Annotated in this window: 26 protein-coding genes and 1 riboswitch; of the genes, 13 read left to right on the top strand and 13 right to left on the bottom strand. The window is 68.8% G+C overall.

What is annotated here, in order from left to right:
• Window positions 1-2: 2 nt before the first annotated feature.
• Together OG876_RS07075 and OG876_RS07070 are read right to left on the bottom strand one after the other, a co-directional pair.
• Window positions 3-1,004 (bottom strand): Gfo/Idh/MocA family protein, encoded by a 1,002-nt coding sequence (locus OG876_RS07075; protein WP_328523972.1) that lies wholly within the window; start codon window positions 1,002-1,004, stop codon window positions 3-5.
• Complete coding sequence (locus OG876_RS07070) at window positions 995-2,377, bottom strand: amidase (protein WP_328523971.1); 1,383 nt, start codon at window positions 2,375-2,377, stop codon at window positions 995-997. The genes OG876_RS07075 and OG876_RS07070 overlap by 10 nt, the downstream gene beginning before the upstream one ends.
• A 169-nt stretch (window positions 2,378-2,546) precedes the next feature.
• Between OG876_RS07070 and OG876_RS07065 the strand changes: the two genes are divergently transcribed.
• The 3 genes from OG876_RS07065 to otsB are packed head-to-tail and all read left to right on the top strand — an operon-like array spanning window position 2,547 to window position 4,305.
• Window positions 2,547-2,855 (top strand): DUF3263 domain-containing protein, encoded by a 309-nt coding sequence (locus OG876_RS07065; RefSeq protein WP_328523970.1) that lies wholly within the window; start codon window positions 2,547-2,549, stop codon window positions 2,853-2,855.
• Between the two features lie 2 nt (window positions 2,856-2,857).
• Entirely contained in the window at window positions 2,858-3,475 is a 618-nt protein-coding gene (locus OG876_RS07060) for a LytR C-terminal domain-containing protein (protein WP_328523969.1), read from the top strand.
• On the top strand, window positions 3,472-4,305 hold the full coding sequence (gene otsB, locus OG876_RS07055) for a trehalose-phosphatase (RefSeq protein ID WP_328523968.1): 834 nt from the start codon (window positions 3,472-3,474) through the stop codon (window positions 4,303-4,305). Before OG876_RS07060 ends, otsB begins: the two co-directional genes overlap by 4 nt.
• On the opposite strand, the gene OG876_RS07050 is transcribed toward otsB, so the two are convergent.
• Entirely contained in the window at window positions 4,271-4,738 is a 468-nt protein-coding gene (locus OG876_RS07050) for a hypothetical protein (protein WP_328523967.1), read from the bottom strand. The two genes, otsB and OG876_RS07050, sit on opposite strands and share 35 nt — an antisense overlap.
• A gap of 113 nt (window positions 4,739-4,851) precedes the next feature.
• On the opposite strand from OG876_RS07050, the gene OG876_RS07045 reads away from it, so the two are divergent.
• From OG876_RS07045 to OG876_RS07015, 7 genes are all read left to right on the top strand, one after another.
• A complete protein-coding gene (locus OG876_RS07045) occupies window positions 4,852-6,015 on the top strand; it encodes a Fic family protein (protein ID WP_328523966.1) in 1,164 nt (387 codons plus the stop codon).
• Window positions 6,016-6,044: 29 nt separating this feature from the next.
• Entirely contained in the window at window positions 6,045-6,992 is a 948-nt protein-coding gene (locus OG876_RS07040; RefSeq protein ID WP_328523965.1) for a DNA-3-methyladenine glycosylase family protein, read from the top strand.
• A gap of 27 nt (window positions 6,993-7,019) precedes the next feature.
• Window positions 7,020-8,267, top strand: a complete 1,248-nt coding sequence (locus OG876_RS07035; RefSeq protein ID WP_328523964.1) for a cation:proton antiporter — start codon at window positions 7,020-7,022, stop codon at window positions 8,265-8,267.
• A 65-nt stretch (window positions 8,268-8,332) separates the two neighbouring features.
• Window positions 8,333-8,472: riboswitch (SAM riboswitch) on the top strand.
• A 13-nt stretch (window positions 8,473-8,485) separates the two neighbouring features.
• Window positions 8,486-9,748, top strand: coding sequence for a threonine synthase (gene thrC / locus OG876_RS07030; protein WP_328523963.1), 1,263 nt, complete (start codon window positions 8,486-8,488; stop codon window positions 9,746-9,748).
• Complete coding sequence (locus OG876_RS07025) at window positions 9,745-10,020, top strand: ubiquitin-like small modifier protein 1 (protein ID WP_328523962.1); 276 nt, start codon at window positions 9,745-9,747, stop codon at window positions 10,018-10,020. Before thrC ends, OG876_RS07025 begins: the two co-directional genes overlap by 4 nt.
• Before the next feature lie 50 nt (window positions 10,021-10,070).
• Complete coding sequence (locus OG876_RS07020) at window positions 10,071-10,451, top strand: VOC family protein (protein WP_328523961.1); 381 nt, start codon at window positions 10,071-10,073, stop codon at window positions 10,449-10,451.
• A gap of 13 nt (window positions 10,452-10,464) precedes the next feature.
• Window positions 10,465-11,493: a zinc-dependent alcohol dehydrogenase family protein gene (locus OG876_RS07015; protein ID WP_328523960.1), complete on the top strand. Its 1,029-nt coding sequence runs from the start codon at window positions 10,465-10,467 to the stop codon at window positions 11,491-11,493.
• Between the two features lie 440 nt (window positions 11,494-11,933).
• Here the strand turns inward: OG876_RS07015 and OG876_RS07010 are convergent, their stop codons facing one another.
• The 3 genes from OG876_RS07010 to OG876_RS07000 form a co-directional block, all read right to left on the bottom strand.
• Entirely contained in the window at window positions 11,934-13,157 is a 1,224-nt protein-coding gene (locus OG876_RS07010; protein ID WP_328523959.1) for a hypothetical protein, read from the bottom strand.
• 215 nt (window positions 13,158-13,372) lie between these two features.
• A complete protein-coding gene (locus OG876_RS07005; RefSeq protein WP_328523958.1) occupies window positions 13,373-14,323 on the bottom strand; it encodes a dihydrodipicolinate synthase family protein in 951 nt (316 codons plus the stop codon).
• 9 nt (window positions 14,324-14,332) lie between these two features.
• A complete protein-coding gene (locus OG876_RS07000) occupies window positions 14,333-15,469 on the bottom strand; it encodes a mandelate racemase/muconate lactonizing enzyme family protein (RefSeq protein WP_328523957.1) in 1,137 nt (378 codons plus the stop codon).
• 96 nt (window positions 15,470-15,565) lie between these two features.
• Here OG876_RS07000 and OG876_RS06995 point away from each other — a divergent pair, with 96 nt between their 5' ends.
• From OG876_RS06995 to OG876_RS06985, 3 genes are all read left to right on the top strand, one after another.
• Window positions 15,566-16,531, top strand: coding sequence for an LLM class flavin-dependent oxidoreductase (locus tag OG876_RS06995; RefSeq protein ID WP_328523956.1), 966 nt, complete (start codon window positions 15,566-15,568; stop codon window positions 16,529-16,531).
• 106 nt (window positions 16,532-16,637) lie between these two features.
• On the top strand, window positions 16,638-17,135 hold the full coding sequence (locus tag OG876_RS06990) for a DUF7144 family membrane protein (RefSeq protein ID WP_328523955.1): 498 nt from the start codon (window positions 16,638-16,640) through the stop codon (window positions 17,133-17,135).
• Window positions 17,136-17,168: 33 nt separating this feature from the next.
• On the top strand, window positions 17,169-18,146 hold the full coding sequence (locus OG876_RS06985) for an aldo/keto reductase (RefSeq protein WP_328523954.1): 978 nt from the start codon (window positions 17,169-17,171) through the stop codon (window positions 18,144-18,146).
• 60 nt (window positions 18,147-18,206) lie between these two features.
• Here the strand turns inward: OG876_RS06985 and OG876_RS06980 are convergent, their stop codons facing one another.
• The 7 genes from OG876_RS06980 to OG876_RS06950 form a co-directional block, all read right to left on the bottom strand.
• Window positions 18,207-19,079 carry a carbohydrate ABC transporter permease gene (locus tag OG876_RS06980; RefSeq protein ID WP_328523953.1) on the bottom strand — a complete coding sequence of 291 codons (873 nt, stop codon included), beginning with the start codon at window positions 19,077-19,079 and terminating at the stop codon, window positions 18,207-18,209.
• A complete protein-coding gene (locus OG876_RS06975) occupies window positions 19,079-19,984 on the bottom strand; it encodes a carbohydrate ABC transporter permease (RefSeq protein WP_328523952.1) in 906 nt (301 codons plus the stop codon). Before OG876_RS06975 ends, OG876_RS06980 begins: the two co-directional genes overlap by 1 nt.
• Window positions 19,981-21,258 (bottom strand): ABC transporter substrate-binding protein, encoded by a 1,278-nt coding sequence (locus OG876_RS06970; RefSeq protein ID WP_328523951.1) that lies wholly within the window; start codon window positions 21,256-21,258, stop codon window positions 19,981-19,983. The genes OG876_RS06975 and OG876_RS06970 overlap by 4 nt, the downstream gene beginning before the upstream one ends.
• Before the next feature lie 91 nt (window positions 21,259-21,349).
• Complete coding sequence (locus OG876_RS06965; protein WP_328523950.1) at window positions 21,350-23,272, bottom strand: hypothetical protein; 1,923 nt, start codon at window positions 23,270-23,272, stop codon at window positions 21,350-21,352.
• A gap of 220 nt (window positions 23,273-23,492) precedes the next feature.
• Window positions 23,493-24,167: a hypothetical protein gene (locus OG876_RS06960; protein WP_328523949.1), complete on the bottom strand. Its 675-nt coding sequence runs from the start codon at window positions 24,165-24,167 to the stop codon at window positions 23,493-23,495.
• Window positions 24,164-25,318: an L-histidine N(alpha)-methyltransferase gene (locus tag OG876_RS06955; protein WP_328523948.1), complete on the bottom strand. Its 1,155-nt coding sequence runs from the start codon at window positions 25,316-25,318 to the stop codon at window positions 24,164-24,166. The genes OG876_RS06960 and OG876_RS06955 overlap by 4 nt, the downstream gene beginning before the upstream one ends.
• Window positions 25,319-25,424: 106 nt before the next feature.
• Window positions 25,425-25,625 carry a cold-shock protein gene (locus tag OG876_RS06950; RefSeq protein WP_328523947.1) on the bottom strand — a complete coding sequence of 67 codons (201 nt, stop codon included), beginning with the start codon at window positions 25,623-25,625 and terminating at the stop codon, window positions 25,425-25,427.
• Between the last annotated feature and the right edge of the window lie 48 nt (window positions 25,626-25,673).

Raw genomic sequence — 25,673 nt, 5'->3', positions numbered from 1 at the left:
CCTCATCCACTCAGGTCGTCGTCGTCACCGGGGTAGCGGACCCCGATCTGGCTCCGGGTCTCGTCGAGCAGTTCGAGGATCTCGAGTGTCGAGGCATGCGGCAGCGACGGCACCTCGGTCCGTCCGTCGCGCAGCGCCTGCATCACTGCGGTGGCTTCGTAGTGGTACCCAAGGCCATGCACCGGTACGTCGATCCGCTCCGCGCCGGCAGCCGTACTGCGCACGTAGTACTCGGGGTGGTGGAAGCGGTGTGGCAACTGCAGACTGCCCTCCGGGCCACTCACCGACGCCACCCACGGGTTCTGCGATCGCAGCCCGCAGGTGAGCGCGGCGACCGCGCCGGAGTCGTGGCGCCAGGCCATCGCCACGTTCAGGTCGATGCCGTCGTCGTTGAGCGAGCCGACGGCCTTCAGTTCGGCCGGGCGACCCAGAGCCATATAGGCGAACGTCATGGGATAGATGCCGCCGTCCATCAGCGAGCCACCACCGAGCGCCGGGTCGAGCAGGCGGGTGGGCAACGACGGCTTGTAGAAGGCGAAGTCCGCGACCACTTGCTGTGGCTCGCCGATCACACCGCTGTCCAGCTCCTTGAAGAAGGCCTGGATGACCGGGTTGGTCCGCATCCACATCGCCTCGGCGAACAGTGTCTTGTGCTCGGTGGCGACCGCGATCAGGTCGCGGGCCTGCTCGGCGGTCAGCGTGACCGGCTTCTCGCAGAGGACCGCGACTCCGGCCTGTAACGCGGCACGGGCGATCGCGTAGTGCTGTGGGTGTGGTGTACCGATGTAGATCACGTCGACGGTGCCCGAATCGATCATCCGGCGGTAGTCGCCGTACCCCTGCTCGATGCCGAATTCGGCGGCGAACCGGTCCGCGCTGGTCTGGGAACGGGACGCGACCGCGGTCACCTCGGCGTCGTCTGCGAGCAGCTTCAGATCCCTCGTGAACGACGTGGAGATGTTGCCCGTAGCAACGATGCCCCACCTGACGCGATCTACACCCACTGGGTTAACTCCGGGGTCGGGAACGGTCCGTCTGCTGCGATTCTCGCTGTTTCGAAGGCGTGAGCCAAGCGAATGAGCGTGGCATCACTCCGCGCGGTGCCACTGAACGTGATCCCGACCGGCAATCCGGCAACCAGCCCGGACGGCACCGAGAGCAGCGGGTAGCCGGCCAGGGCGGCGTGGGAGGACGAGCTACCGAGCACGTGGTCGCCGTTGACCAGGTCGATGGCCCAGGCCGGGGAGTACGACGGGCAGACCAGCGCGTCGAGCTGGTTGTCCCGGAGCAGACCGTCGATCCCGTCCCGGCCGGCCCGGAGAGCCGTCAGCCGGGAGGCGACATAGATCGGGGAACTCAGCCCCTCCGTGGCCGCGGCCCGCTCGAACAGCTCCTGGCCGAACCACTGAAGCTCGACGTCCGCATGCTCCCGGTTGAACGCGATCAAGTCGTCCAGCGTCCGCGGACCGCCGGGCACCCGGGTGGCCAGGTACGCCGTCAGGTCGACCTTGAGCTCGTGGGCCAGCACCTGGAGCTGGTCCTCGTCGCCACCGGGCGTCGGCAACGACAGCTGGTCGACCAGGGTGGCTCCACAGCGGCTGAGCGTCTCCAGCGCCTGCTCGGTGACCTGGTCGAGGCCGATCGAGTAGCCCCAGAGCGGACCGCGCGGTACGCCGATCCGCATGTCGCGGAGGTCGGCACCACGGCAATGCTCGGTGTAGTCGGTCCTGCTGCCTGTCATCACCGAGAGCAGCGCTGCCGCCTGGGTGACCGTCCTGGTCATCGGTCCGGCGGTGTCCTGCGAGTGTGAGATCGGGACGATGCCCTGCTGCGGAATGAGGCCCACTGTGGGCTTCAGGCCGACGATGCCGTTCAGTGCGGCCGGGCAGACGATCGAACCGTTGGTCTCGGTGCCGATCGCGTACTCGGCGAGTCCTGCGGCGACCGCTGCGCCCGATCCGCTCGAGGAGCCGCCGGCCGAACGGTTCAACGCGTACGGGTTGCGTGTCAGACCGCCGTACGCGCTCCAGCCGGAGGAGGACGCCGAGCCGCGGAAGTTGGCCCACTCGCTCAGGTTGGTCTTGCCCAGGACGACACAGCCCGCCTCACGGAGCCGCCGTACCAGTGGGGCGTCGTCCGGTGGCGGCGGCTGATCGGCCAGTGCCAGGGAGCCGGCCGTGGTCGGCAGGTCGGCGGTGTCGATGTTGTCCTTGACCAGGACCGGTACGCCGTGCAGCGGGCCACGGACCCGGCCTTCGCGACGCTCCGTGTCGAGTTGGGCGGCTTGGGTGAGAGCGGCGGGGTTGGGCGTGCAGATGGCGTTGACCAGCGGGTCCACCTCACGGCTCTTGGCCTGCAGCTCTTCCACCAGCGCCATGCTGGAGAGAGTTGAGCTCACCCCCTCGATCCTGCCAGAGTTGACCGCGTCTGGCTGTCCGCTCAACGACACGCTTCGTGTCGCCCGACCGGTGAATGACATCGCTGTTGTTCAACCGTAGTGTGGAGCCCGGACGGACGATCACCGACCGCACAGGAGTCACCAGCAAATGGACAGCGCCAACGCCAGCTCTCCCGGCCCAGCCGAAGCTGCGTCGCCGGCCGTTGCCGGACTCACCGAGCGTGACGGGGCAATCCTCGCGTTCGAGCGGCACTGGTGGAAGTACGCCGGTGCCAAGGAGCAGGCGATCCGGGACCAGTTCCAGATGTCGGCCACCCGCTACTACCAGGTCCTGAACGCGCTGATCGACCGGCCCGAGGCCCTCGCTCACGACCCGTTGCTGGTCAAGCGCCTGCGCCGCCTCCGCGCGGCCCGGCAGCGCGCCCGCTCCGCACGCCGGCTGGGCATCGAGGTCTGACCATGTCCCGCCCGAAGGGCGATCGGGGCCAGGTCCTCTCGTCGCTCGTCGCCGTGGCCGCGGTCGTCGCGATCGTGGCGGGCCTGCTGGTGCTGTTCGGCACCCGCGGGCACGACAGTCAGGCCGACGAGCCGTCGGGCGCGACCACCCCGAAGCCGAGCACGAAGCCCACGTCCGGGCCGTCGACGATCGCCGCCAGCATCCCCGGGCCGTCGTCGGAGCCGACCGAGCCGGCCACCACGCCTCCGCAGGCCCCGTCGTCCACGCCCACCACCGCGCCCACGACCGAGCCGAGCTCGCAGCCGACCCAGCCGCCGGCGACGCAGCCGACGACCATCCCGGCGGCTGAGCGACCGGCCGCGGAGATCTACAACAACACCTCGCGGAAGGGCCTGGCCGACTCGGTCGCGGGCCGGGCGCGGCAGGCTGGCTGGACTGTGGCCGGCGCCGACAACTGGCACGGCAAGATCGCCGAGAGCACGGTCTACTACCCGCCGGGCATGCTCGACGCTGCCAACGAGCTCGCCCGTGACATCGGCGTCGGCCGGACCAAGGGCGCGCTGGACAACATGAAGAAGGACCGCCTCACCGTGATCCTGACCTCGGACTACGCGGGATGAGTACTCCGGTCATCCAGACCGACGCCGGTCGCGAAGGGTGGGAGGCGATCGTCGCCGACCCGGCCACCGCGGTGATCTCCACCGACTTCGACGGCGTACTCGCGCCGCTGGTCGAGGACCCGGCCATGTCCCGGCCCGTCGAGGGCTCCCTCGACGCATTGGCACGGCTGGCCCGCTCGGTCAAGCAGGTGGCGATCGTCACCGGCCGTCCGGCGCTCGTGGCCACCGAGCTCACCGGCGTGACGGGCCATCCCGGCCTCGGGGGCCTCGTCGTACTGGGGCACTACGGGCTGGAGCGGTGGGACGCGGCGACCGGCATGGTGACCAGTGACCCGGTCCCGGCTGGTGTTGAAGAAGCACGCGCCCGGCTGCCCGAGCTGCTGCGCGAGGCAGGCGTACCGGACGCTCACGTGGAGGACAAGGAAAGCTCGCTGGCCGTGCACACGCGCCGGCTCGCCGATCCGACCGGTGCGCTGGACAGGCTGCGTACGCCGCTGACCGAGCTGGCCGAGTCGACCGAGCTGCGCCTGGAGCCCGGCAACCTGGTCCTGGAGCTCCGGCCACCGGGCATCGACAAGGGTGTCGCGCTCCGACGGCTGATCGAGTCCACGGATGCCCGGTCGATCCTGTACGCCGGTGACGACCTGGGTGACCTGGCTGCGTTCCGGGCGGTCGAAGAGCATCGCAAGACCGGACTGCGCGCCGTACTGCTGGCCACCCGCTCGTCGGACGCGACCGAGCTGATCCAGGCCGCGGACATCGTGGTGGACGACCCCACGGGCGTGGTGACTGTCCTCACGGCCCTTTCGGACGCGATCGCAGCACGCTGAACGCCTGCGTCACGGTCTTGCCGATCGGCTGGATCGGCCGTTCGACATAGCCGCCGTCCTTGAGGTTGGCCAGCCGCTCGAACGGGTTGCGCGACGCCGGATCGCCGGTGAGCAGGAACGAGATCACCACGCCGACGACGTACAGCGGGAACAGTGGCAACCCGAGCAGGCAGAAGTACTGCCACGAGTGCCGCTCCTCGTGCCGCACCAGCGCCGCGTCGTCGAAGTACGTGCGCTCGTTCTTGCTCAGGACGACGTTCCCGATCGTGAACGCCCCCGCGATCGGGAACCCCAGCTTGTACCCGTTCGCGAAGTACAACCCCCGCGGCCCCCGACTGACCCTGGCCCGCCCGATCACCCCGACCGCGAGCCCGACCAAGGTCGTCAGATTGACGAAGTTCCCCACCACCTTCACCCGCTCCCACCCGGTCATGGGCCTCAGTATCGGCTCGGTGACTGCGCTTTGTCTCGATGTCGCAATCATTAGGACCTCGGCGTACGATGTCCTAAGAATTAAGACATTGAGACATCGGGGCATCGAGGCCAGTGACCATCTTCAGCACGCCGGAGCCGGATCTCGAGGATCGACAGGTCCTCGAGCAGATCCACGCGTTCCGATCCGAGCTCGCCGACATCCTCCGCGTGCCTCGGCGCTGGGCCGGCGGGTTGCGGCGGAGCATGCTCGCGCGGGCGATCCAGGGCTCCAACAGCATCGAGGGGTACGACGTCAAGCTCGACGACGCGGTGGCCGCGTTGGATGACGAGGAGGCGTTGAGCACCGACGAGCGTACGTTCGCCGAGATCCGGGGATACCGGCAGGCGCTCGGCTACGTGCTGGCGATGGCGAAGGACGCGGACTTCCGGCTGGACGTGTCGGCTGTCCGCGGCATGCATTTCATGATGCTGAGCCACGACCTGGCCAAGAGTCCGGGCAGCTATCGGCAGGGCGTCGTCTACGTGCATGACGAGACCACCGGCGAGAACGTCTACGAGGGTCCACCTGCGGACGAGGTGCCTGATCTCGTGGCCGAGCTGATGGGCGGGTTGGACGCCGACGAAGCGGTGGATCCCCTCGTGGACGCCGCGATGGCGCACCTGAACCTGGTGATGATCCATCCGTTCCGCGACGGCAACGGCCGGATGGCCAGAGCCCTGCAGACGCTTGTTCTGTCCCGCGGAGGAATTGGCGAGCCGGCGTTCTCCAGCATCGAGGAGTGGCTGGGCAGCAACACCGAGGACTACTACCGAGTGCTGGCCGCGACCGGCGCCGGCGCGTGGCATCCCGAGCGGTCGGCCGCACTCTGGGTCAAGTTCAACCTGCGCGCGCATCACATCCAGGCGCAGACGGTACGGCGGCGGTATCGCGAAGCGGGCAAGTTGTGGCTGGCTTTCGATGAGCTGATCTCGCAGTTCGGCTTGGCGGAGCGCGTCGCTGACGAGCTGTTCGACGCGTCGCTCGGCTTCCGTATGCGCCGCTCGACGTACGTCCGCCGAGCGGGCATCGAGGAGCGGACAGCCAGCCGCGACCTGGCGAGGCTCACCGAACTGGGGCTGCTGCGCTCGGTCGGTGAGACCAAAGGACGGCATTACGTGATGGGCGATCGCCTCGCCGAACTCGTGCAGAACGCACTCTCCACCCGCGAGCCGTTGGTCGATCCCTACCCGTGGATGCGCGAGCGGTTGGCCGCGGCGCCGACGCCGATCCGCTAGTTGTCGGCGGGGTGAGTAAGACTTGGCGGGTGAGTTCGGTGGTGCGGGTCTGGCGGGCTGGGCGGGTGGTGGATCCGCATTCGGTGATCGGAGGGCTGCGGAAGGGGCCGGGGGACCCGGCGTACGTGTTCGATCCGGGGGGACGGACCGTGTGGCGGGCGACGCGGACGCCGGATGGACCGGTGCTTCTGCGGCTGACGCCGTACGCCGGGGAGGTGGAGGCCGAGGCCTGGGGGCCGGGGGCTGCGTGGGCGCTCGACGGGGTGCCGGAGCTGCTGGGCGACGCGGACAGTTGGGACGGGTTCGAGCCGTTGCCGGAGCATCGCGCGCTGGTGGATGCGGCGCGGCGGTTCCCGCATGTCCGGGTGCCGCGGACGCGGGCGGTGTTCGAGGCGATGGCGGCCGCGGGGATCGAGCAGGTTGTCACCGGCAAGGAGGCGTTCCGCGCCTGGCGGGTTCTGCTCCGTGAGTACGGCGAACCCGCGCCGGGCCCGTCTGCGCCGGACGGCCGCGTGATGATGGTGCCGCCGGCACCGGAGGAGTGGCGGCTGATTCCGTCGTGGCAGTGGCTGCGGGCCGGCGTGGAGAATCGTCGGTCCCGCGTGGTCGTGACAGCCGCGACCCGGGCGAAGGCGCTGGAGCGGACGCTCGAGCTGACCGACTCGGCCGAGATCGAGCGGCGGCTGCGATCACTCCCCGGCGTCGGGGTGTGGACCGCGGCCGAAGTGCGGCAGCGCGCCCACGGCGACGCCGACGCGTTCTCGTTTGCGGACTATCACGTGTCCCGCGATGTCTCCTACGCCCTCATCGGCGAGGAGCTCGACGACGAGGGCTGTGCCGAACTCATCGAGCCCTACCGCGGTCATCGCTTCCGTGTCCAGCGCCTGTTGGAGCTCACCGGAATCGGTCATCCCCGCTACGGCCCTCGGATGGCGCTGCCCACGCACACGCCCGGCGCGACGCATCGCTTGAGGTAACTCCGCCAGGGGCACAGGATCGCCACCATGACGATCAACGGGGACGGGCTCTACCTGGTGGCAGGGCTGGCCCTGTTGCTCGGGGCGGTCCTGCCCCGCATGCTTCGCCGGTACGCCGTCTCGGCGCCGATCGGGTTCCTCGGCGCCGGCGTACTGCTGGGCCTGGCCGTCGACCGCACCCACCTGAGCCCGATCGTGGAGACCGGGATCGTCAAGCACCTCGCCGAGCTGACGATCCTGGTCGCGTTGATGGGCGTCGGCCTGGCGATCGACCGGCCGATCGGATGGCGCCGATGGATGGTGACCTGGCGTCTTCTGCTCGTGGCCATGCCCGCCTGCATCGCCGCGGTGGCCGGTGCCGGCTGGCTGCTCGGGCTGGCCCCGGCGACCGCTCTGCTGCTGGGCGCAGTCCTCGCCCCGACCGATCCGGTGCTCGCCTCGGACGTCCAGGTGCAGGGGCCGTCGACCGGCGCGGGCGCCGAGCCCGAGGAGGACGACGAGGTCCGCTTCGCACTCACCTCCGAGGCGGGTCTGAACGACGGTCTGGCGTTCCCGTTCGTGTACGCCGCGGTGTTCGCGGTCACCAAGGGATCCGTGGGCAACTGGGCGCTCGAGTGGTTCGCCTGGGACCTGGTCGGCCGGATCGCGATCGGCGTGGCGGTCGGTGCGGGCGTGGGCTGGTTGCTCGGCCGGATGGCCTTTTCCGCGCCTTCGCGGACCTTCCGCCTGGCCGACTCACGGGAACCCGTGCTGGCCCTCGCGATGACGCTGGGTGTCTACGGCCTCGCTCAGGTGCTCCACGGCTACGGCTTCCTAGCCGTGTTCGTCGCGGCGCTGGCGCTCCGGGCGGCCGAGCGGCAGCACGACTTCCACGAGGAACTGCACGGATTCGTCGAGCAGCTCGAGCACATTCTGACCTGGGGGATTCTGCTGCTGCTCGGATCGGCGATCACGGCCGGGCTGCTCCGCCCGCTGACCGCGACCGGCGCCGCGCTGGGACTGCTGCTCGTGCTGGTGATCCGACCAGTGACCGCGTGGGTCGCGCTGGCCGGGACCCCGATGCGCCGCTCCGAGCGATGGGTGACGGCCGCGTTCGGAGTCCGTGGTGTCGGGTCGGTGTTCTATCTGGCGTACGCCGGGGCCGAGTTCCACACCGAGTTGCCCTGGTTGTGGGCGACGGTCGGTTTCACCGTCGTACTGAGCGTGGTCGTTCACGGCGTCGCGGCGACACCGATGATGCGCATGCTCGACCGGCGTCGGGACCGGGCCGGCTGAGATCGAGCGTCTCGGATAGTGGGAACGGAAGACACAATATGGACCCTATTGGGTAATCTCGGGGGAGCTCATCCAGAGGGACTGAGGGAAACGGCCCGTTGAAGTCCCGGCAACCCTCCCCGTTGAGGTCCCAGTCCGGGGCCCTCGCGGCGGAACGGTGCCAAATCCGTCCCGTGCCGAGATCCGGTTCCGGGGAAGATGAGAGGGGAACCTCACTCATGAGCCTGACCGCCGCCACCCACACGATCCGCGAAGGTGCCTTCGGCAACGGTACGCACCTGAGCTGTCGCGCCTGCGGGGCGAAGTCGCCGCTCGGTCCGTTCTACGCCTGTATGGAGTGCTTCGGTCCGCTCGAGGTCGGGTACGAGTACCCGACGATCACGCGGGAGCAGATCGAGGCCGGTCCCAAGAACATCTGGCGCTACCAGCCCTTGCTGCCCGTCCCGGTCGACGTGGCCAGCTTCCCGAACACCGAGCCCGGCTACACCCGGCTCGTCGACGCGCAGAACCTGGCCCGCGAGCTGGGGCTGCGCAAGCTGTGGGTGAAGGACGACTCCGGCAACCCGACCCACTCCTTCAAGGACCGCGTGGTCGCGTCCGCCCTGAGCGCCACCCGCGAGCTCGGCATGACGGTCTTCGCCTGCCCCTCCACCGGCAACCTGGCCAACGCCGTCGCCGCGGCCGCCGCCCGCGCCGGCATCCGCTCGGTCGTGTTCATCCCGCACGACCTCGAGCGCCCGAAGGTGATCACCACCGCCGTGTACGGCGGGACCCTGGTCGCCGTCGAGGGCAACTACGACGACGTGAACAAGCTGGCCTCCGAGATCGCCGGTGAGGAGGAGGGCTGGGCGTTCGTCAACGTCAACGTGCGGCCGTACTACTCCGAAGGCTCCAAGACCCTCGCCTTCGAGATCGCCGAGCAGCTCGGCTGGCGGATCCCGCAGCAGCTCGTCATCCCGGTCGCGTCCGGCTCGCAGCTGACCAAGATCGACAAGGGCTTCACCGAGCTCGGCAAGCTCGGCCTCGTCGACGCCACCGACTACAAGGTGTACGGCGCTCAGGCCACCGGCTGCTCGCCCGTGGCGCAGGCGTTCCGGGACGGCCACGACGTGGTCAAGCCGGTTCGCCCGGACACCATCGCCAAGTCGCTGGCGATCGGGAACCCGGCCGACGGACCGTATGTGCTCGACGTCGCCCGCCGTACCGGTGGAGCGATCGAGGACGTCAGCGACGAGGAAGTCATCGAGGGCATCCAGTTGCTGGCCCGGACCGAGGGCATCTTCGCCGAGACCGCGGGCGGCGTGACGGTCGCGACGCTGAGGAAGCTGATCGCCACCGGGCAGCTCGACCCCGAGGCCGAGACCGTGATCATCAACTCCGGCGACGGGCTGAAGACGCTCGACGCCGTGGCCGACCGGGTCGGCCCCAAGGTGACCATCCCCGCGTCGTACGACGCCTTCGTGAAGGCAGGCCTGCAGTGAGTGTGAGCGTTCGCGTCCCGACCATCCTGCGGCCCTACACCCAGGGCGTGTCCGAGGTGTCCGCCGAGGGTTCCACGCTGATCGAGGTGCTCGACTCGCTGGACGGCTCGTACCCGGGCATCAAGGGCCGGGTCCTGGACGAGTCGGGCGAGCTGCGCCGATTCGTGAACGTGTACGTCGACGATGACGACGTACGCTTCGCCGACGGCCTGCAGACCTCGATCAAGGACGGTGGGCAGGTCTCGATCATCCCGGCGGTCGCCGGCGGCTGATCTGTTGTTCCGGGCGTGGATCGTCCGGAATGGGCGCTAACGTTCCCGCCATGGCGACCAACTGGACCCTTGGTGGGGACGCGGCCGAGCCGCAGCGGCTGGCGGAGTTCTGGGCGGCGGCGCTCGGCTACATCATCGAGCCCGGGTACGACGATCCAGACGGAGCCTCGATCGTGGACCCCGACGACGTCGGGCCGGCGATCGGGTTCCTCCGGGTGCCCGAGCCCAAGACCTCGAAGAACCGGCTCCACATCGACATCCGCGTGGCGGGGCCTCTTCGTGATTCCGCCGCGGCCGAGCGGATGCGGACCAAGGCTGTGGAACTCGTCGGCCTCGGTGCGACCGAGGTGCGCGAGGAGTTCTACGGTCCCGACGTCCTCGGCCACATCGTGATGCTCGATCCCGAGGGCAACGAGTTCTGCGTCGGCTGACTACGATGCCTTGGTGCGCGCTGTCGTCATCGAGGAGTACGGCGTTCTGCCCGTCGTACACGAGGTTCCGCGGCCCGGGCCGGCGGAGGGTGCGGTCGTCCTGAAGGTCGAGGCGACCGGGCTGTGCCGGAGTGACTGGCACGGGTGGATGGGCCACGACGCGGACATCGTGCTGCCGCACGTGCCTGGTCATGAGCTCGCCGGGACGATCGCCGCGGTCGGTGCGGGAGTCACAGGGTGGCAGGTCGGCGACCGGGTGACGACGCCGTTCATCTGCGCGTGCGGGTCGTGTGAGCAGTGCCGCGAGGGCAACCAGCAGGTGTGCCTTCGCCAGCAGCAGCCCGGCTTCACCTACTGGGGCTCCTTCGCCGAGTACGTCGCCGTGCCGTACGCACAGGTCAACCTGGTCCGCCTGCCCGATGAGCTGGACTTCGCCACCGCGGCAGGGCTGGGCTGCCGCTTCGCCACGTCGTTCCGCGCCATCCGCCAGGTCGGCCGGCTCACCGCCGGCGAAACCGTCGCGATCTTCGGCTGCGGCGGCGTCGGCCTCTCCGCCGTGATGATCGCCGCGTCCCTGGGCGCCCGGGTGATTGCAGTCGACACCAACCCGTCGGCGTTGAAGCTGGCCCGCGAGTACGGCGCCACCGACCTGCTGGTGGCGTCACCGGACACCGTCCAGGAGATCCGCGACCTCACCGCCGGCGGCGCCCACGTGACGATGGACGCCCTGGGCTCCAACGACATCGTCCAACAAGCCCTACAAGCCCTCCGCCCCCGCGGCCGCCACCTCCAGGTCGGCCTCCTCCCCTCCGGCGTCCATCTAGACGTGAGCCGTCTCATCGGCCAAGAACTCCAGTGGCTAGGCAGCCACGGTATGCCCGCCCACGCCTACCCGGAGATGCTGGATCTAGTTGCCCGAGGCAAGCTAAAGCCAGCCGACCTGATCACCCGCACCATCACGCTGGAACAAACCCCAGCGGCTCTTGCGGCGTTGTCGAACGGCACCCCCGCCGGCGTCACCATCATCAAGCCAACTGCGTAACCCACGCGTGCTGTGCAGGCACTCGTCCGCCGTGCCTGCTACGCGTGCTCCCGTGGGTTGGGAGACCTTTTGGGGTGCTTAGACAAGGAATAGCCTGTCCCAGCCCACCACGAACTGTCCCCTGGCAGCCTGCCCGACCAATGAGTCGTGACGACCCGACCCGGCCGGATACTCGGTCGGCGTGACGGGGGTTCGTCTTGCGGACAGCGCCGAGCCGAGCAGTCGATCGCGCGCGACGCAGGAGCGCGCAATCACGCGGGCGGTACCCCCGCAATCACGCGGGCGGTACCCCCGCAATCACGTGGGCGGTAGCCCCGCAATCACGCGGGCGGTAGCCCCGCAAGGACGCACCGGCGCTGAGCCGGGGGGCGGGCGGGAGCGCGCGTAGCGGGCGCGACGTAGGAGTGGCTGCGTAGCACGCGTGGGTCAGACCACAGTTGTTAGAGGCGGATCAAGTACACCGTGGGTGGGCGGCCGGTGCGGCCGTGTTGTTGGGTGCCGGTGGGGGCGGCTAGGCCGGCTCGTTCCAGGCGTTTCAGGACGCGTCGGGCGGTGCGGAGTTGGACGGCGAGGTGATCGGCGACGTCTTGGGTGGTGAGGCCGTCGGGGAGGGTGGCGGTGAGTTCTCGCATGCGGGCCAGGGTTTGGGTGTTGAGGCCGACGCGGCGGGCCAGGAGCGGGAGGCTTTCGGTGCCGCGGGTGGTGGCGGGCTGGTCGCCGGTGGGTTCGATCACGATCTCGACGTCGTCGGACATCGACACGACGCCGGCGACCGCGCCGATCGACTCGGCCCGGCTGACTGCGCGACGGGCGAGCGCTTCCGCCTCCGCCGCCGTACGTCCGACGCCGAAACCGACGTACGCCGTACTGTGCCGCGCCGCGAGGTGGTCGAGTAAGGGCATCCGCGTGAACTGTTCGGTCGCCTGCTCGAGCAGGCCGCGGGTGGTGACGACCAGGTGCCGCCCGTCCGGCAGCGCGGCCAGGCTGCCGCCGAGCGTGATCAGGTCGCCGGCCAGGGCGTCGTCCGGCTCGGGCAGGGCGATCACGCCGAGCGCGACCTGCGCGTCCCCGACGTGTTGCCCGGTCGTGGTCAGGACCAAGGCTTGCAGGGTCGAGCGGATCGAGTACCGCGACGGGGCCAGCCGGACCGAGGGCATCTCGTTCTCGAGCAGGTGGAAGGCCGAGCCCAGGCAGCTGATCGCGACCTTCGTGTCGTGCTTGTCGCGCGCGATCCGGTGGAACGCGACGATGTCGTCGGAGGTGAGGCCAGGCCGGTACGGCAGCACGTGGATCTGGTCGGTCGGCAGCTTGGCCTCGATCAGCGTCTCCAGCACCTCACTGCGGCGCAGCGTGTCGATCGAGAACTGGGTGACGTTGTGACCGAGCCGCAGCAGCTCGACCAGGGCCCGGAGCAGCGTGGCCCCGTCGTACGACACGTACATCGCCGGCCGGTCGATCACGCCGGCCTCGGTGGCGATCGTGTACGGCACGACGCCGGTGAACAGCAGCGCGTCGACCTGTTCGTGCGCCTGCTCGACCAGCTCGACGGCCTCGGTCTCGTGGCGGTAGGGAAGTGCGAGCAGGGTCGCGCCGCTCGGCGGGCCGACCGCGATCACGCGCTGGACCAGGTCCTCCGGGCCGACGACGCCGACCACGAGTGCCATCAGGCCACCGCGCCCGAGGCTGAGCTGATCTGCACGGCACTCCTTCGACTTCTGGTCTGGCCCTCAACTCGCAGAATAGCGCAGCCGACCCCGGGCACTTGACGTTCAAGCCGGTCTCTCCTAGTTTCGGTCAAGACCACAATTGCCGCCACCCGGAGGCGGTCGCGACGGCGTCGGTGTGGTGGAGCGATGGAGGGAGCGCGCCACCCCACTGCCTAGTTGCTGAGGTCCTCGAGGCAGCGAGTCACCACGTCGCGCTCGCCGGCCGGCAGCGGAGGTCCGTAGGGGTCGTACGACGCCTCCTCCGGGATCAGCCCCTCCCACACGGCGGCCCAGAGCATGCGCTGGACGTAGCCCTCGATGGGTGCGTAGAAGGTCGCGGCCGCGAACCGGTCCAGCCGGTCGGACGCCGTCAGGAAGCCACTGTGGTCTCCTGAGGTCCAGGTCGACAGCACAGTGGCCGACAACGAGACCTGGGCCGCGGCGATCCCGACGAGCGCCGTATCCGCGCCCCACATGAACGAAGGGCCGTACATCCGGTCCTCACCGGTGATCAGAAGTTTGCCCGTCCCGCGTCCCGCCCAAATGGCGTCCTGACACCCGATAGCGCGATCCAGCGTCGCCGTCTTCACCCCGAGCATGGAGTCCAGGCTCAACAGATCGCGGATCAGCGCCGGCGGGTACGGATACCCACCAGCATCGCCATGAAGGTAGAAGCCGACGAGTGGCAGCCCACTCTCCGCCGCCACCCGCTCGTGCAGTGCCACGGCCTGTGCATGCCCATCCGGCAACAAACCCAGTGCAGCCAGCGGATAGACCATCACCGCGTCGGCCCCACCCGCAGCGGCCTGCAGCGCCATCGCCACAGTCGCGTCTGCCGCCTCCTGCAGGCTTTGCGCCGAAGAAGACCGCGGTACGCCGACTCCCGCGACAATCGGGACGTCAGTAGCCTCCCGCCACGTCTCCAGCACCTTCGACCGGTCACCCGGAGACAGGTAGAGCCCACGCCCGGTATGGGCCCACACCGCGACCCCACCGATGGACTCTGCCGTGAGCGCGCCGGCGTACGCGGTCAGAGCGTCGTACGCGACGACGCCGTCGGAGTCCACCGGCGTGACGACCGCGGGGAGCAGTGTGCCGCGGAGTTGCTCGACGAGTGGGTGCATGTGGACCTCTCAGACGTCGTGGCCGAGGCCTGGGCGCTTCGGTACGTCGATCCAGCCGTCGCAGTCGGCGAACACGCTCGGAGCCAGCGGGTCCTCGTCGACCATCAACGGCCCGACCAGATCGGCCGCGACGGTGGCGCCCGGTACGGCGGCGGCCAGGTGGACCGCGGCCAGTGTGGCCACGCCCAGCTCCGGCATGGAGCCTACCTTCACCGCGAGCCCGGCCGCCTCGGCCACGTTCGCGATCTGCAGGGCCCGATGCAGTCCGCCGACCTTGAGGATCTTGATGTTCAGTACGTCGGCCGCACCCCGCCGCGCGATCTCCAGAGCGTCATGCAGCGAGTGCATGCTCTCGTCGACCATGACGCGTACGTCGAGACGCTCACGCAGCCGCACGAGCCCGGCAAGGTCCCAGCGCGGCAGCGGTTGCTCCAGCAGTGTCAGGCCGGCGTCGGTCATCTTGGCGAGATACGGCAGCGCAGTGGTCGCGTCGTACCCCTCGTTGGCGTCCAAACAGAGCTCTGCGTCGGCGGGGATGACCGCACGGACCGCGCGGATCAGTTCGAGGTCCTTGGCCGGCTCATGGCCGCCCTTGACCTTCAGATGCCGGAAGCCTCTGGCCGCGTACTCCGCTGCCTCGGCGGCCATGTCGTCGAGCGTGCCGAGCCCGACCACCCAGGTCGTCTGCACGCGTTCTCTGATGCTGCCGCCGAGCAGCGCGTGCACCGGCCACCCGCTGAGCTGCCCGGCCAGGTCGTAGAGCGCGATGTCGAGGCCGGCCTTGGCCACCTGCTGGCCACGCAGGACGGTGTCCATCACCACGTGCGCACCGGCCCGGTCGAGCGGATCACGACCGATCAGGGCGGGCGCGAGATGCTCCTCGATGGCGGCGGTGACCCCGGCCAGCGTCTCGCCGGTGTACGCCGTCATCGGTGAGGTCTCGCCGATCCCGATCGCGCCGTCGGCGGTGTGGATCGCGACGACCAGGCTGACCAGTTCGGTGCTGATCCCGCTGCTGATCTGGAACGGCCGGCGGTACCGCGCGCTGACCACCCGGGTCTCGATCGCGCTGATCCGCCTGGCCGCTGACCCTACGGCTGATTCTGAGCCGGTCGGCAACCCGACCGGATGCGATGCAACACTCAATTCCGGCTCCTAGGGTCGCAATCTGATCCGAAAGCATTTACGGTCAAGACCGTAAATACCGCGAGCGCTCTCTGTCAACGGAAGGCGGCACCCCCGATGCGGCTGGGTCTCTATCTGAACCTCTACGGCACCCCCGACGAGCGGCCGTCGCTCGAGGACGCGGTCGAGCAGGCGCGGCTGGCCGAGCAGGCCGGCTTCGAGTGGATCGTGCTCGGCGAGCGGCACCTGCACCGGCCCGGGTACCACGAGATCCTCACCGCACTGACCTGGCTCGCCGCCCGGACCGAGCGGATCGGCATCGCCACCGCCGGCATCGTCGCGCCGCTCTACGACCCAGTCGTACTGGCCGAGACGCTTGCCCACATCGACGTACTGTCGGGAGGTCGGTTGACCGCGGGCTTCGTGCTCGGTTACCGGCCGGAGGAGTTCGCCCTGTACGGCGTGACGCAGGCCGAGCGGGTCGCGCGGTTCGAGGAGTGCCTGACGATCCTGACCCGGTTGTGGACCGAGGACGAGGTCACGTACGACGGCAAGTTCACCAGCATCCGGGAAGCGTTCCTGTCCCCGCGACCGGTCCAGAGCCCGCGCCCGAAGCTGTGGAACGGCGGCCGGGTGTCCGCGATGCTCGAGCGCACCGCGCGGATGTGCGACGGCTGGACGACGTCGTTCAACGAACTCGACTCCGACCTCCCGGCCAAGATCGCCGAGTACCACTCCTACCCGCGCGGCGAAGGCACGCTCGGCGCCGAGGTGATCCTCTGCCGGGAGGGCTTCTGCGCGCCGACGTCGCAGGACGCGCGGCAGGCGCTCGAAGAGCCGCTGCGCGACCTGTACGACGCCTACACCGGCTGGAAACGTACGTCGGCGGACGCGAGCCGCTACACCCAGGGCTGGGACGACATCACCGCCCGCAGCGTGATCGGCTCGCCCGCCGAGTGTGCCGAGCGGCTGGCGCACTACGAGGAGTTGGGCGCCGACGGCATCGTCCTCCGCATCCAACCACCCGGCATGCCCCAATCAGCCGCCCTCAAAGCAATCGAATCCTTCGGCGAGCTGTTGTAGTAGCCCCCAGACCCCGCGGGACGGCTGCCGGCTTGCGGGCGGCGGGGCGGTCGTTACCCGCCGGATCGTCGTAGCCTGAGAGGGTTTCCACCTGGAGGGGGTCGCGATGTCGGAGCAGGAGGACAGCCTCGGAACGCACCGGCGGCCGGGGGAGGTCGAGGTTCCCGAGTGGCCGAGTCGTTGGGTCGGGTGGATCCTGTTCGCCGGCGTGATGATGATCGTGCTGGGGATGATCCACGCGTTTCAGGGGTTCATCGCGCTGTTCGACAACACGTACTTCCTGGTGCGGACACGAAGTCTCGCGATCCACCTCGACTACACGGTCTGGGGCTGGATCCATCTGGTCGTCGCGTTGTTCGTGCTCGGGTCCGGGATCGCGCTGCTCAACGGCCGCCGGTGGGGTCGGATCGTCGGGGTGGTGGTCGCGGTGCTGAGCATCCTGGTGAACATCGCCTTCCTCGCGGCGTACCCGATCTGGTCGACCATCACGATCGCCGTCGACGTCCTGGTCATCTGGGCCCTCACCGTCCACGGCGACGAGATGCGCATCATGCTCGAGCGCAGGTCCGCGGCCGAGCCGCGCGCGGACGGAAAAGAGACTTGAGCTGGAGTGCACTCCAGCACCTAGCGTCGGGGAATGGACTACACAAATCTCGGAGCCACCGGGCTCAAGGTCAGCGAACTGTGTCTGGGCGCGATGATGTTCGGCGCCCGGACGGACGAGAGCGACAGCCGGAAGATCCTGCAGGCGTTCACCGATGCGGGCGGCACGTTCATCGACACCGCCAACGTGTACGGCGACGGCGCGTCGGAGGAGGTTCTTGGGCGGTGGCTGAAGACGCAGCGGCGTTCGGACTACGTCATCGCGACGAAGGTCTGGGCACCTGTCGGACCGCAGCCGACCGATCAGGGCCTTTCCCGGAAGCACATTCTCGATGCCGTTGACGCGAGCCTGCGGCGACTGGGCACTGACTACATCGACCTGTACCAGCTTCATCGTTGGGACGACAGCACTCCGCTCACCGAGACCCTGTCGACGCTCGACGGTCTCGTGCGGGCCGGCAAGGTGCGCTACATCGGGGCCAGCAACTTCAGTGGCTGGCAACTGCAGAAGGCGGTCGACCTGTGCACCCAGCACGGCTGGGAGCCGCTCTCCAGCCTCCAGCCGCTCTACACGTTGCTCGATCGCTCTCCTGAGTGGGAGCTGCTCCCGGTCTGCCGGAACGAGGGCCTCGGCGTCATCACCTGGTCCCCCCTGCGCTCGGGGTGGTTGTCGGGCGCGTTCCGGCGCGGCATGACCGCACCGCCCGCGGACAGCAAGGTCTCGACTCCCGGGACGCACTCCTGGGACCGGTACGGCAACGAGCACACCTGGCACGTGATCGACGAACTGACCGCGGTCGCAGCGGAGACCGGCCGTACCCTCCCGCAGGTTGCCGTCCGCTGGCTGATGCAGCGCCCGGGCGTCACCGCACCGATCATCGGTCCGCGTACGCCGGCGTACCTCGACGATCTCCTTGGTGCCGCGGAGTTCTCGCTGACCACTGAGCAGATGGAACGCCTCGATAGCGCGAGCCACCCGGACCCGGTCCCGTATCCCTACTTCTTCGACTGAGACTCCGACCACGTCGCGATCGACGCACCCCACAGCGCGCTGTGGGGTGCGGGGGAGGGCTCAGGCTTTCAGGCCGCTCATGGCGATGCTGTCGGTCAGGTAGCGCTGGAGGAGGCCGAACACCAGCAGGCTCGGTACGACGGTGATGGTGGCGCCGGCCATGATCTGGTTGATCGGGACTGCCTGCGTCTGCAGCGTGGCCAGGCCGACGGTGAGGGTCTGCATCTTGCCGGACTGGCCGATCACGAGCGGCCAGAGGAAGTCGTTCCAGTGCCACAGGAACACGAAGATCCCGAGGGTCGCGAGCACCGGGCGGATGAGTGGCAGCACGATCATCGTGAAGATCCGCCACTCCGCGGCGCCGTCGATCTCGGCCGCCTCGAACAGCTCGTCCGGCAACTGGCTGATGAACTGCCGCATCAGGAACACGGCCTGCGAGTTCGCCAGCGTGGGCACGATCAGGCCCCAGTAGCTGTCCACCCAGTCGAGCCGCGAGACCAGGATGTACGACGGGATCAGCGTCGCCTGGAACGGGACCATCAGCGTGGCCAGGAAGGCCCAGAACAGGATCTCCCGGCCGGGGAACTTCTTCTTGGCGAACGCGTAGCCGGCCATCGAGGCGAACAGCAGCACGCAGACGACGGAGACCAGCGAGTACAGTAGCGAGTTGACCGTCCAGCGTGGGATGTCCGAGCTGGACAAGACCCTGGAGAAGTTCTCGAAGGTCCAGCGGGCCGGGTTGAGCGCGTCCGGGAAGGTCTGGCCGCTCGGGGGCGCGAACGCGACCAGGACCATCGCCGCGAACGGCACGATCGTGACGATCGCGGTCAGCGCCAGCAAGGTCGGCAGGGTCAGGCGGGCGACCTGACGCCGCGCGGCGGTCGGGGCCTCGGTCAGCTCGCGCACCGGCGGTCGTTCGAGCACGTTCACCATCAGTCGTCCCTCCCGACGAGCCGGCGCTGCACGAGCGAGACGATCAGCACGATCAGGAACAGCACCAGACCGATCGCGCTGGCATACCCGAAGTCGAAGTACTTGAAGCCGCTGTCGTAGAGCAGGTAGACGAGCGAGTAGCTGGAGCGGACCGGGCCGCCGCCGGTCATCACGTACATCGCGTCGAAGACCTGGAACGCGCCGATGGTCTCGATCACCAGCACGAAGAACAGCACCGGTCTCAGCTGCGGCAGCGTGACGTACCGGAACCGCTGCCAGGTGCCGGCGCCGTCGATCATCGCGGCCTCCAGGTACGACTTCGGCACCGCCTGCAGCCCTGCGAGCAGGATCAGCATCGAGTAGCCGAAGCCCTTCCAGGCCGAGGTGACCGCGATCGACGGCAGCACCGAGCCGGACTGGCCGAGGAAGTCGACCGGGCCGATGCTCACCAGCCCGAGTACGCCGTTCAGCAGGCCGTCCTGGGCGTCGTAGATCCACTTCCAGATCACCGCGGCCAGCACGATGCTGGTCACGTACGGCAGGAAGAAGACGCCCCGGAAGAAGCCGCGCTTCCAGACCACCTGATGCAGCAGTACGGCGGTGCCGAGCGAGAGCAGCACGGTCAGCGGAACGAAGATCACCGTGTAGATCAGGGTGGTGATCAGGGCCTGGTGGAACAGGCTGTCCGACAGCAGCCGGGTGTAGTTGTCAACGGCAATGAAAGTCCACTTGCCGCTCAGCCGGTAGTCGGTCAGCGACAGCAGCACCGCGCCGAGCACGGGCAGGAACCGGAAGAGCAGGAACAACACCAGCATCGGAGCGACGAACAGCAGCCCGATCCATGGTCTGCGGCGAGGCCCGCGCCGCCGTACGGCGGACGCGGGCTGCCGGAGTGCCTCGGTCAACGTTGTCTCGAGAGGAGGTCGTTGGCCTGCTTGGCGGCGTCGTCGAGCGCCTGCTGGGGCTGCTTCTTGCCGGTCAGGACGGCCTGGATCTCGACGCTCAGCAGCGAGTTGACCTGCCGGGCGGCCGGGTTCGGCTCACCGGGGAAGGCGTACTGCAGCGCGTCGGCGAACTTCGCCGCGGTCGGGTCGGTCACCGCCGCCTTCACGTCGGTCCGCGGGGTGTAGAAGCCGGACGCCTTGCTGAGCGCCTCCAGTTGCGGCGCCTGGATCATGAACGACAGGAACTTCTTCGCGGCGTCCTTGTTCTCCGAGGCGGCGTTGAGAACGAGCCCACCGGGCAGACCGAAACCGACCTGCTTCTTGCCGGTCAGCGGCGTACCGATCTCGACGTTCCCGGCACCCCACGTCTTCGCGACCGTGCCGGCGTCGGCCGGCGTACTGGTGAACGCCATCGCCACCTGGCCCTTGCCCAGCGGCTGGTCGGCGATCACGTTCCCGTTGCTGAGCGCGCTCTTCGGTACGGCGCCCTCGTCCCACAGGGACTTCAGGAACGTGAGCGCGTCCAGGCCCGGGGCCTGGTTGAAGGCGACGGACTTGCCGTCGTCGGCGAACACCTTGCCGCCGGCCTGCCAGAGCAACGGGTAGAAGTTCAGGTTCAGCGACGCCTCCGGCGAGGCGGAGTAGTCCAGCGTGGAGAACCCGGCCGCCTTGATCTTCGGCGCCGCCGCCTTGATCTCGTCCCAGGTCTCCGGCGGCTTGCTGATCCCGGCCTTGGTCAGGATCGTCTTGTTGTACATCGTCGTGGTGACGGTGTGGTAGATCGGCGCGCCGTAGACCTTGCCCTCGACGGTCAGACCGGGGATCGCAGCCGGCAGGAACTTGTCCTTGTCGGGCTCGACCACGTCGTCGACCGGCTCCAGCGAGCCGCTCGCGACGTACTGCGGGATCTGGTCGGGGATCATCAGCAGGACGTCCGGGCCCTTCTTGCCGGAGAACGCCGCCGCGACCTTCTCCTCCCGGTTCGCCCACGGCTGCGCCTCGACCTTCAGGTCGATGCCGGAGTTGGCGGCCTCGAAGTCGGTCTCGACCTTCTTCCAGTACGCGTCGCTCGCGGCCTGGTCGCCGATCACCGGGTACATCCAGAGCGTGACGCTCTTCTTGGCGTCCGACGAGTCGCCCGAGCCGCCGCCGCACGAGGAGAGGGCGGCGGCCAGCACGAGCGCGGTCAATGGAGCCGCGATGCGGCGGACGGAGAGTTGCAGCGCAGTTTTCATGGCACCCCCAGGGTGTCCGGAAGTCAGGGCCGGAAAGGTTGGAGACCTAATAACGGTCAGGACCGAAAGTAGCCGGGTCGAATTTCGGCTGTCAACGGCTGATATCAACTCGGAACAGCTCGGAGCCGTTGGTGAGCAGCAGTTGGTCATCGCCCCGGACCCCGAGCCGCCGGTGCGCGTGCTCGAGGAACAGCGTCGGGGTCTGCTTCTTCCCCGGCGCGATCCGGTAGATCTTGTTCAGGTCGATGCTCACGTACACCGCGTCCGTGGTCGCGACGATGTCGCCGCTGGAGTTGGTGGTCCCGAGCACGAAGGATTTGAGCACCTTGCCGGAGTGTGGATCGACGGCGAAGACGGTCTTGCCGGCCACGCCCCAGAGCAGCCCGTCCGGGCCGAACGTCACGGAGGATACCGTGACCGCGCCGGGCACGGGGACGGTTTCCCACAGCTTCTTGGACTTGGCCACGTCCCAGGCGAACACGGTGCCCGCGTGCCGGGTCGGCGGCGTGGTGGAGAGTCCGCCGACGATCGACGTACCGCCGTAGACGATGCCCTGGCGGGCGGTCAGGCCGAAGACGCACTCGTCCTGCACCACGTTGCGGTACTTCTGCGCCGTGTTGGTATTCGGGTCGTAGATGACCAGTGCGCCGCCGAGCCGGTCGCCGTCGGGGACGGTGCCGACCGCGATCTTTCCGTTCACCTCGGCCAGGGCACGGGCCCGGGTCTGCAGGAGGTCCGGCTTGAGGTTGAGCAGCTGGGTGGGATTGTCCGACGTACCGGGCGGTCCGGGGGAGTACTCCGGACTGCTCCAGGGCTGGGTCTGGTCGTAGGCGTAGAGCCGGGCCTCGGGGTAGGCGCCGATCCACAGCTTGCCGTCGGAGCCCTCCATCAGCGCCTCGACCTGCGAGAACCGGTTGAAGGTGGCCGCGCCGGTGGACGGGTCGACCACGGACACGCCGCCGTTGAGGAAGCCGCCGGCATAGATCTTGTCCTTGCCTCCGGCCACGGACAGGATCTCGATCGGCTCCCGGCGTACCTGGGTCTGGAAGATCTCCGACTTGCCGGTCTGCGGGTTGTAGCGGAACTCCTCGCCGCGCCAGAGCGTGCCGACCACGCTCGTGCCCGGGTAGTCGGGCAGGCCGAGGTCGGCGTACCCGATCGAGCGAGCGTTCTGGATCCGGCCGGTGAAGGTCAGGCCGGTGCCGGTGAGCGTCTTGGTGGCCGGGTCGTACTTCGTCAGTTCGCTGTTCTGGATCAGGTACAGCGAGCCGTCCGCGCCGATCGGCGAGATGTCCAGGCCGTGCGCGTTCGGGATCTCGTCGACCCAGGTCCGGCTCGCGATGTCCCAGACGTACAGCGGGCCGGGGAACGCGGTGCTGATCCGGGCGTAGACACGGCCGCCGCGGGCGTTCAGGTCGTAGACGACCTTGTCGGCCGGGTCGCCGAGCCCGGGTGGCGAGGGCAGCTCGGTGATCGCGCCGGAGTCCACATCGAGCTCCATGATGTGCGCATCCGGCAGTGAACCCGTGTAGATCTTGCCGTCCGCGTAGTCGATGCTCTTGACGTACGTCTGGCCGGGTTTCACCGTGCCGTAGTCGCGGACGGCGCCGGTCTTGTCGTCGTACCGGAACACCTTGCCGTTCGGGAACGTGCCGCCGTACACGTTGCCCTGGTCATCGGTCGTGATGCGCCAGATGAACGTCTCACTAGCGATCGGCCGGCCGAGGTCCTCGACCGTGCCACCGGGTCGCAGGCGGTAGAGGTGGCCGTTGTTGTAGGTGCCGGCGTAGATCGTGCCGTCCGGGGTCGCGCCGACCGCGTAGCTGCCGTCGGCGCCGGGCAGGGCGGCGGACAGCAGGCTGGCGCCGGTGGCCGGGTCGATGGCGTTCAGGTACGCCGGGCTGCCGGTGGAAACGTTCCAGATCGCGGTCCTGCCGTTCGGTCCGGGCGCGACGGTGCCACCGATCAGGAGTACGTCGGACAGCGGCGTACCGAGTGAGACGAGCGTGCCCACCGGTGGATTGTGCCCAGCCTGGGCAGGAGTAGTCGGAGTGGTGAGGAGAACGGCGGCGAGTGCCACCGCGACGAGGGAGCGGACTGGTCGCATGCGAGTGCCTCCGGGTGCCGTATTTACGGTCCTGTCCGAAAGTGAATCCCTCCCGGCGCGACGAAGTCAACCGCTCAGCCGGATTTGCCGGTAGTGGCAAAACGAGCCCGGGTTACGGCCTCGGCCGTTACGTCGTGGGAAGCCGGGTGAGCAGGTTCTCGAGCATCTCCCGGGTGGCCGCGAAGTAGCTGTTCTCGCGGTGCAGGGCCCGGTGGAACGCGGCCAGCTCGGCCGCCGAGATCGTGTTCGAGAACGTGCTGATCTCGGTCAGATCGAGCCGCCGGTTGAACAGATGCACAGTGTCACGCCACCGGTGCAGCAGCCCGACCAGCTCGGCGTCGCGATGCAGCCCGAGCGCCCCCGAGACCAGCGCAAGGTCGACCGCGGACACGACCAACCGTGGGTACACCTGCCGCGTGGTCGGTGTGTTCGGCGAGAACCGCTCGTCGCTGAGCAGCCGGGTGTTCTCCCGCAGCTCGTCCGCGACTGCGCGCAGCACCTCGGTACGGCGTTCCGCATCGGCCGTCAGCCGCTCGACGAAGATGCCGGTCAGCCCGGCGACCAGGGTGAGCGAGTTGACCGCCGGCTCCCACCGCGAGTTGCCCGGCGAGATGAACCAGACCACGCCCAGCACGAACGCCAGCGCGAGCAGGCCGTAGCTGAGCGCGGTGACGATCATCCGCCGGTTCGCCACCCACCGCGAGTCCACCGGCGGCAACACCAGCCGCAGCCGCCGCAACCGGGCCAGCACCCGCCGCCGCTCTCTCGGCAGGCCGGGGTCTGGCGCGCCGGCTGAGGTCATGTCGACCAGATGTCGTCGGCGAGGGTGGTGGCGGTGGTGACCTCGGCGGTGCCGGGGGCGAGCAGGAGCAGGTCGAGGCCGAACGGGCTCGGGCGGCGGGTGTGGCGGAAGGCGGAGTGGGCGTGCTCGATCGGGGTCAGCTCGCAGGCCGCGGTGAGCTTCTTCAGCCGCTCGGTGGAGAACTTGCGGGTGGTGTAGAGCAGGATCGTGTCCTCCGGCTCGAGCACCACCTCGGTGTGGTCCGGCAGGCCCATCACGATCGGCGCACCGGTGTTGTTCTGCCAGACGATCTTCACGCGCAGGGCGTCGTCGTTCTCGACCTCGCCGCGGAAGTCGATCCGGTCGTTGTCGATGGTCAGGTCGGTGTTGTAGCGCAGCGCGCTCGTGACGAACTCCGCGAACGCCCGGGTCTGGTGGTACTCGTCGGCGGCGGCCTTCGCGGCGTCGGCGTCCAGGCTGCTGGTGGTGGCCACCTCCAGCAGCAGCCGGTCCTGCGGGCGCAGCACCCGGGTGAGGGTGCTGAGCAGCTCCTCGTCGCTCTCGAAGTTGGCCAGCGTGTTGCCGGTCAAGGTGAACAGGATCGGATCGTCGCCGATCAGCCGGGCCAGCAGTTGGGCGAGCTCGTCCATGTTGTCGGCGATGGAGAAGTCCAGCTGCACCGGCAGCACCTGCGACATCGGGAACCGGGCGCCGCGGACCGGCTCCAGCGTGCCCATCCGCAGCATCTCCGAGCTCATGTCGACCGGGATGTAGTACATCTCCCGGTGGTGCCGGCGCATGTCACCGAGGATTGTGCGGTCCTTCACGCCGGTGCCGACGCCGAGGCTGACCAGGTGGAAGCCGCCGTTCTCGACGTGTGGCAGGACCTTGCGCCAGTGCCGCAGGAATGACTCCGCGCCGACCTTCATGACCAGGTAGAACGGGTCGTTGGTGGCGTTCGCCCAGGCGATCGTCGGCCCGATGCCCCAGTACGAGAAACCCGAGGTGATCTGCTTGCCGTCGCCCGTCTTCGAGAACGGGCCGCGCAGGTCGCCGGTCAGCGTGGCGAGCTTGTCGGTCTGGTCCTCGCCGACGAGCAGCAGCGACCAGGCGAAGTCGTCGTCGGCGAGCGCCTGCTCGAGCTTCCGGATCACGGGTACCGGCTCTGTCACATCTCCACCCCTCACACGGTGAGACGACAGGTTACCGGTTGCCGACTCCCGGTGCAGTCCGGAAACCCGGGTCCGGTGGCAACCGATTGCTGCGGCGGAGAACCCCTCAGATCGGGGTGACGGTGTCGGCCTCGCGGCCCTTCGGCCCGTCGACGATCTGGAAGTCGACCTGCTGGCCGTCCTCCAGGGTCTTGTAACCGTCGGAGACGATCTTGCTCCAGTGGACGAACACGTCGTCCTGGCCGTCGACGGCGAGGAAGCCGTAGCCCTTGTCGGCGTTGAACCACTTCACGGTGCCGCGCACCATCGAAACTCCTTGACCACGGGGCCCGCTTCACCCGGACCCCTCGGGTAC

This window comes from Kribbella sp. NBC_00359 (assembly GCF_036097425.1).
GTDB lineage: Bacteria > Actinomycetota > Actinomycetes > Propionibacteriales > Kribbellaceae > Kribbella.
The sequence above is the reverse complement of the archived record's forward strand: the minus strand, read 5'-3'. Positions and strand labels throughout refer to the sequence as shown.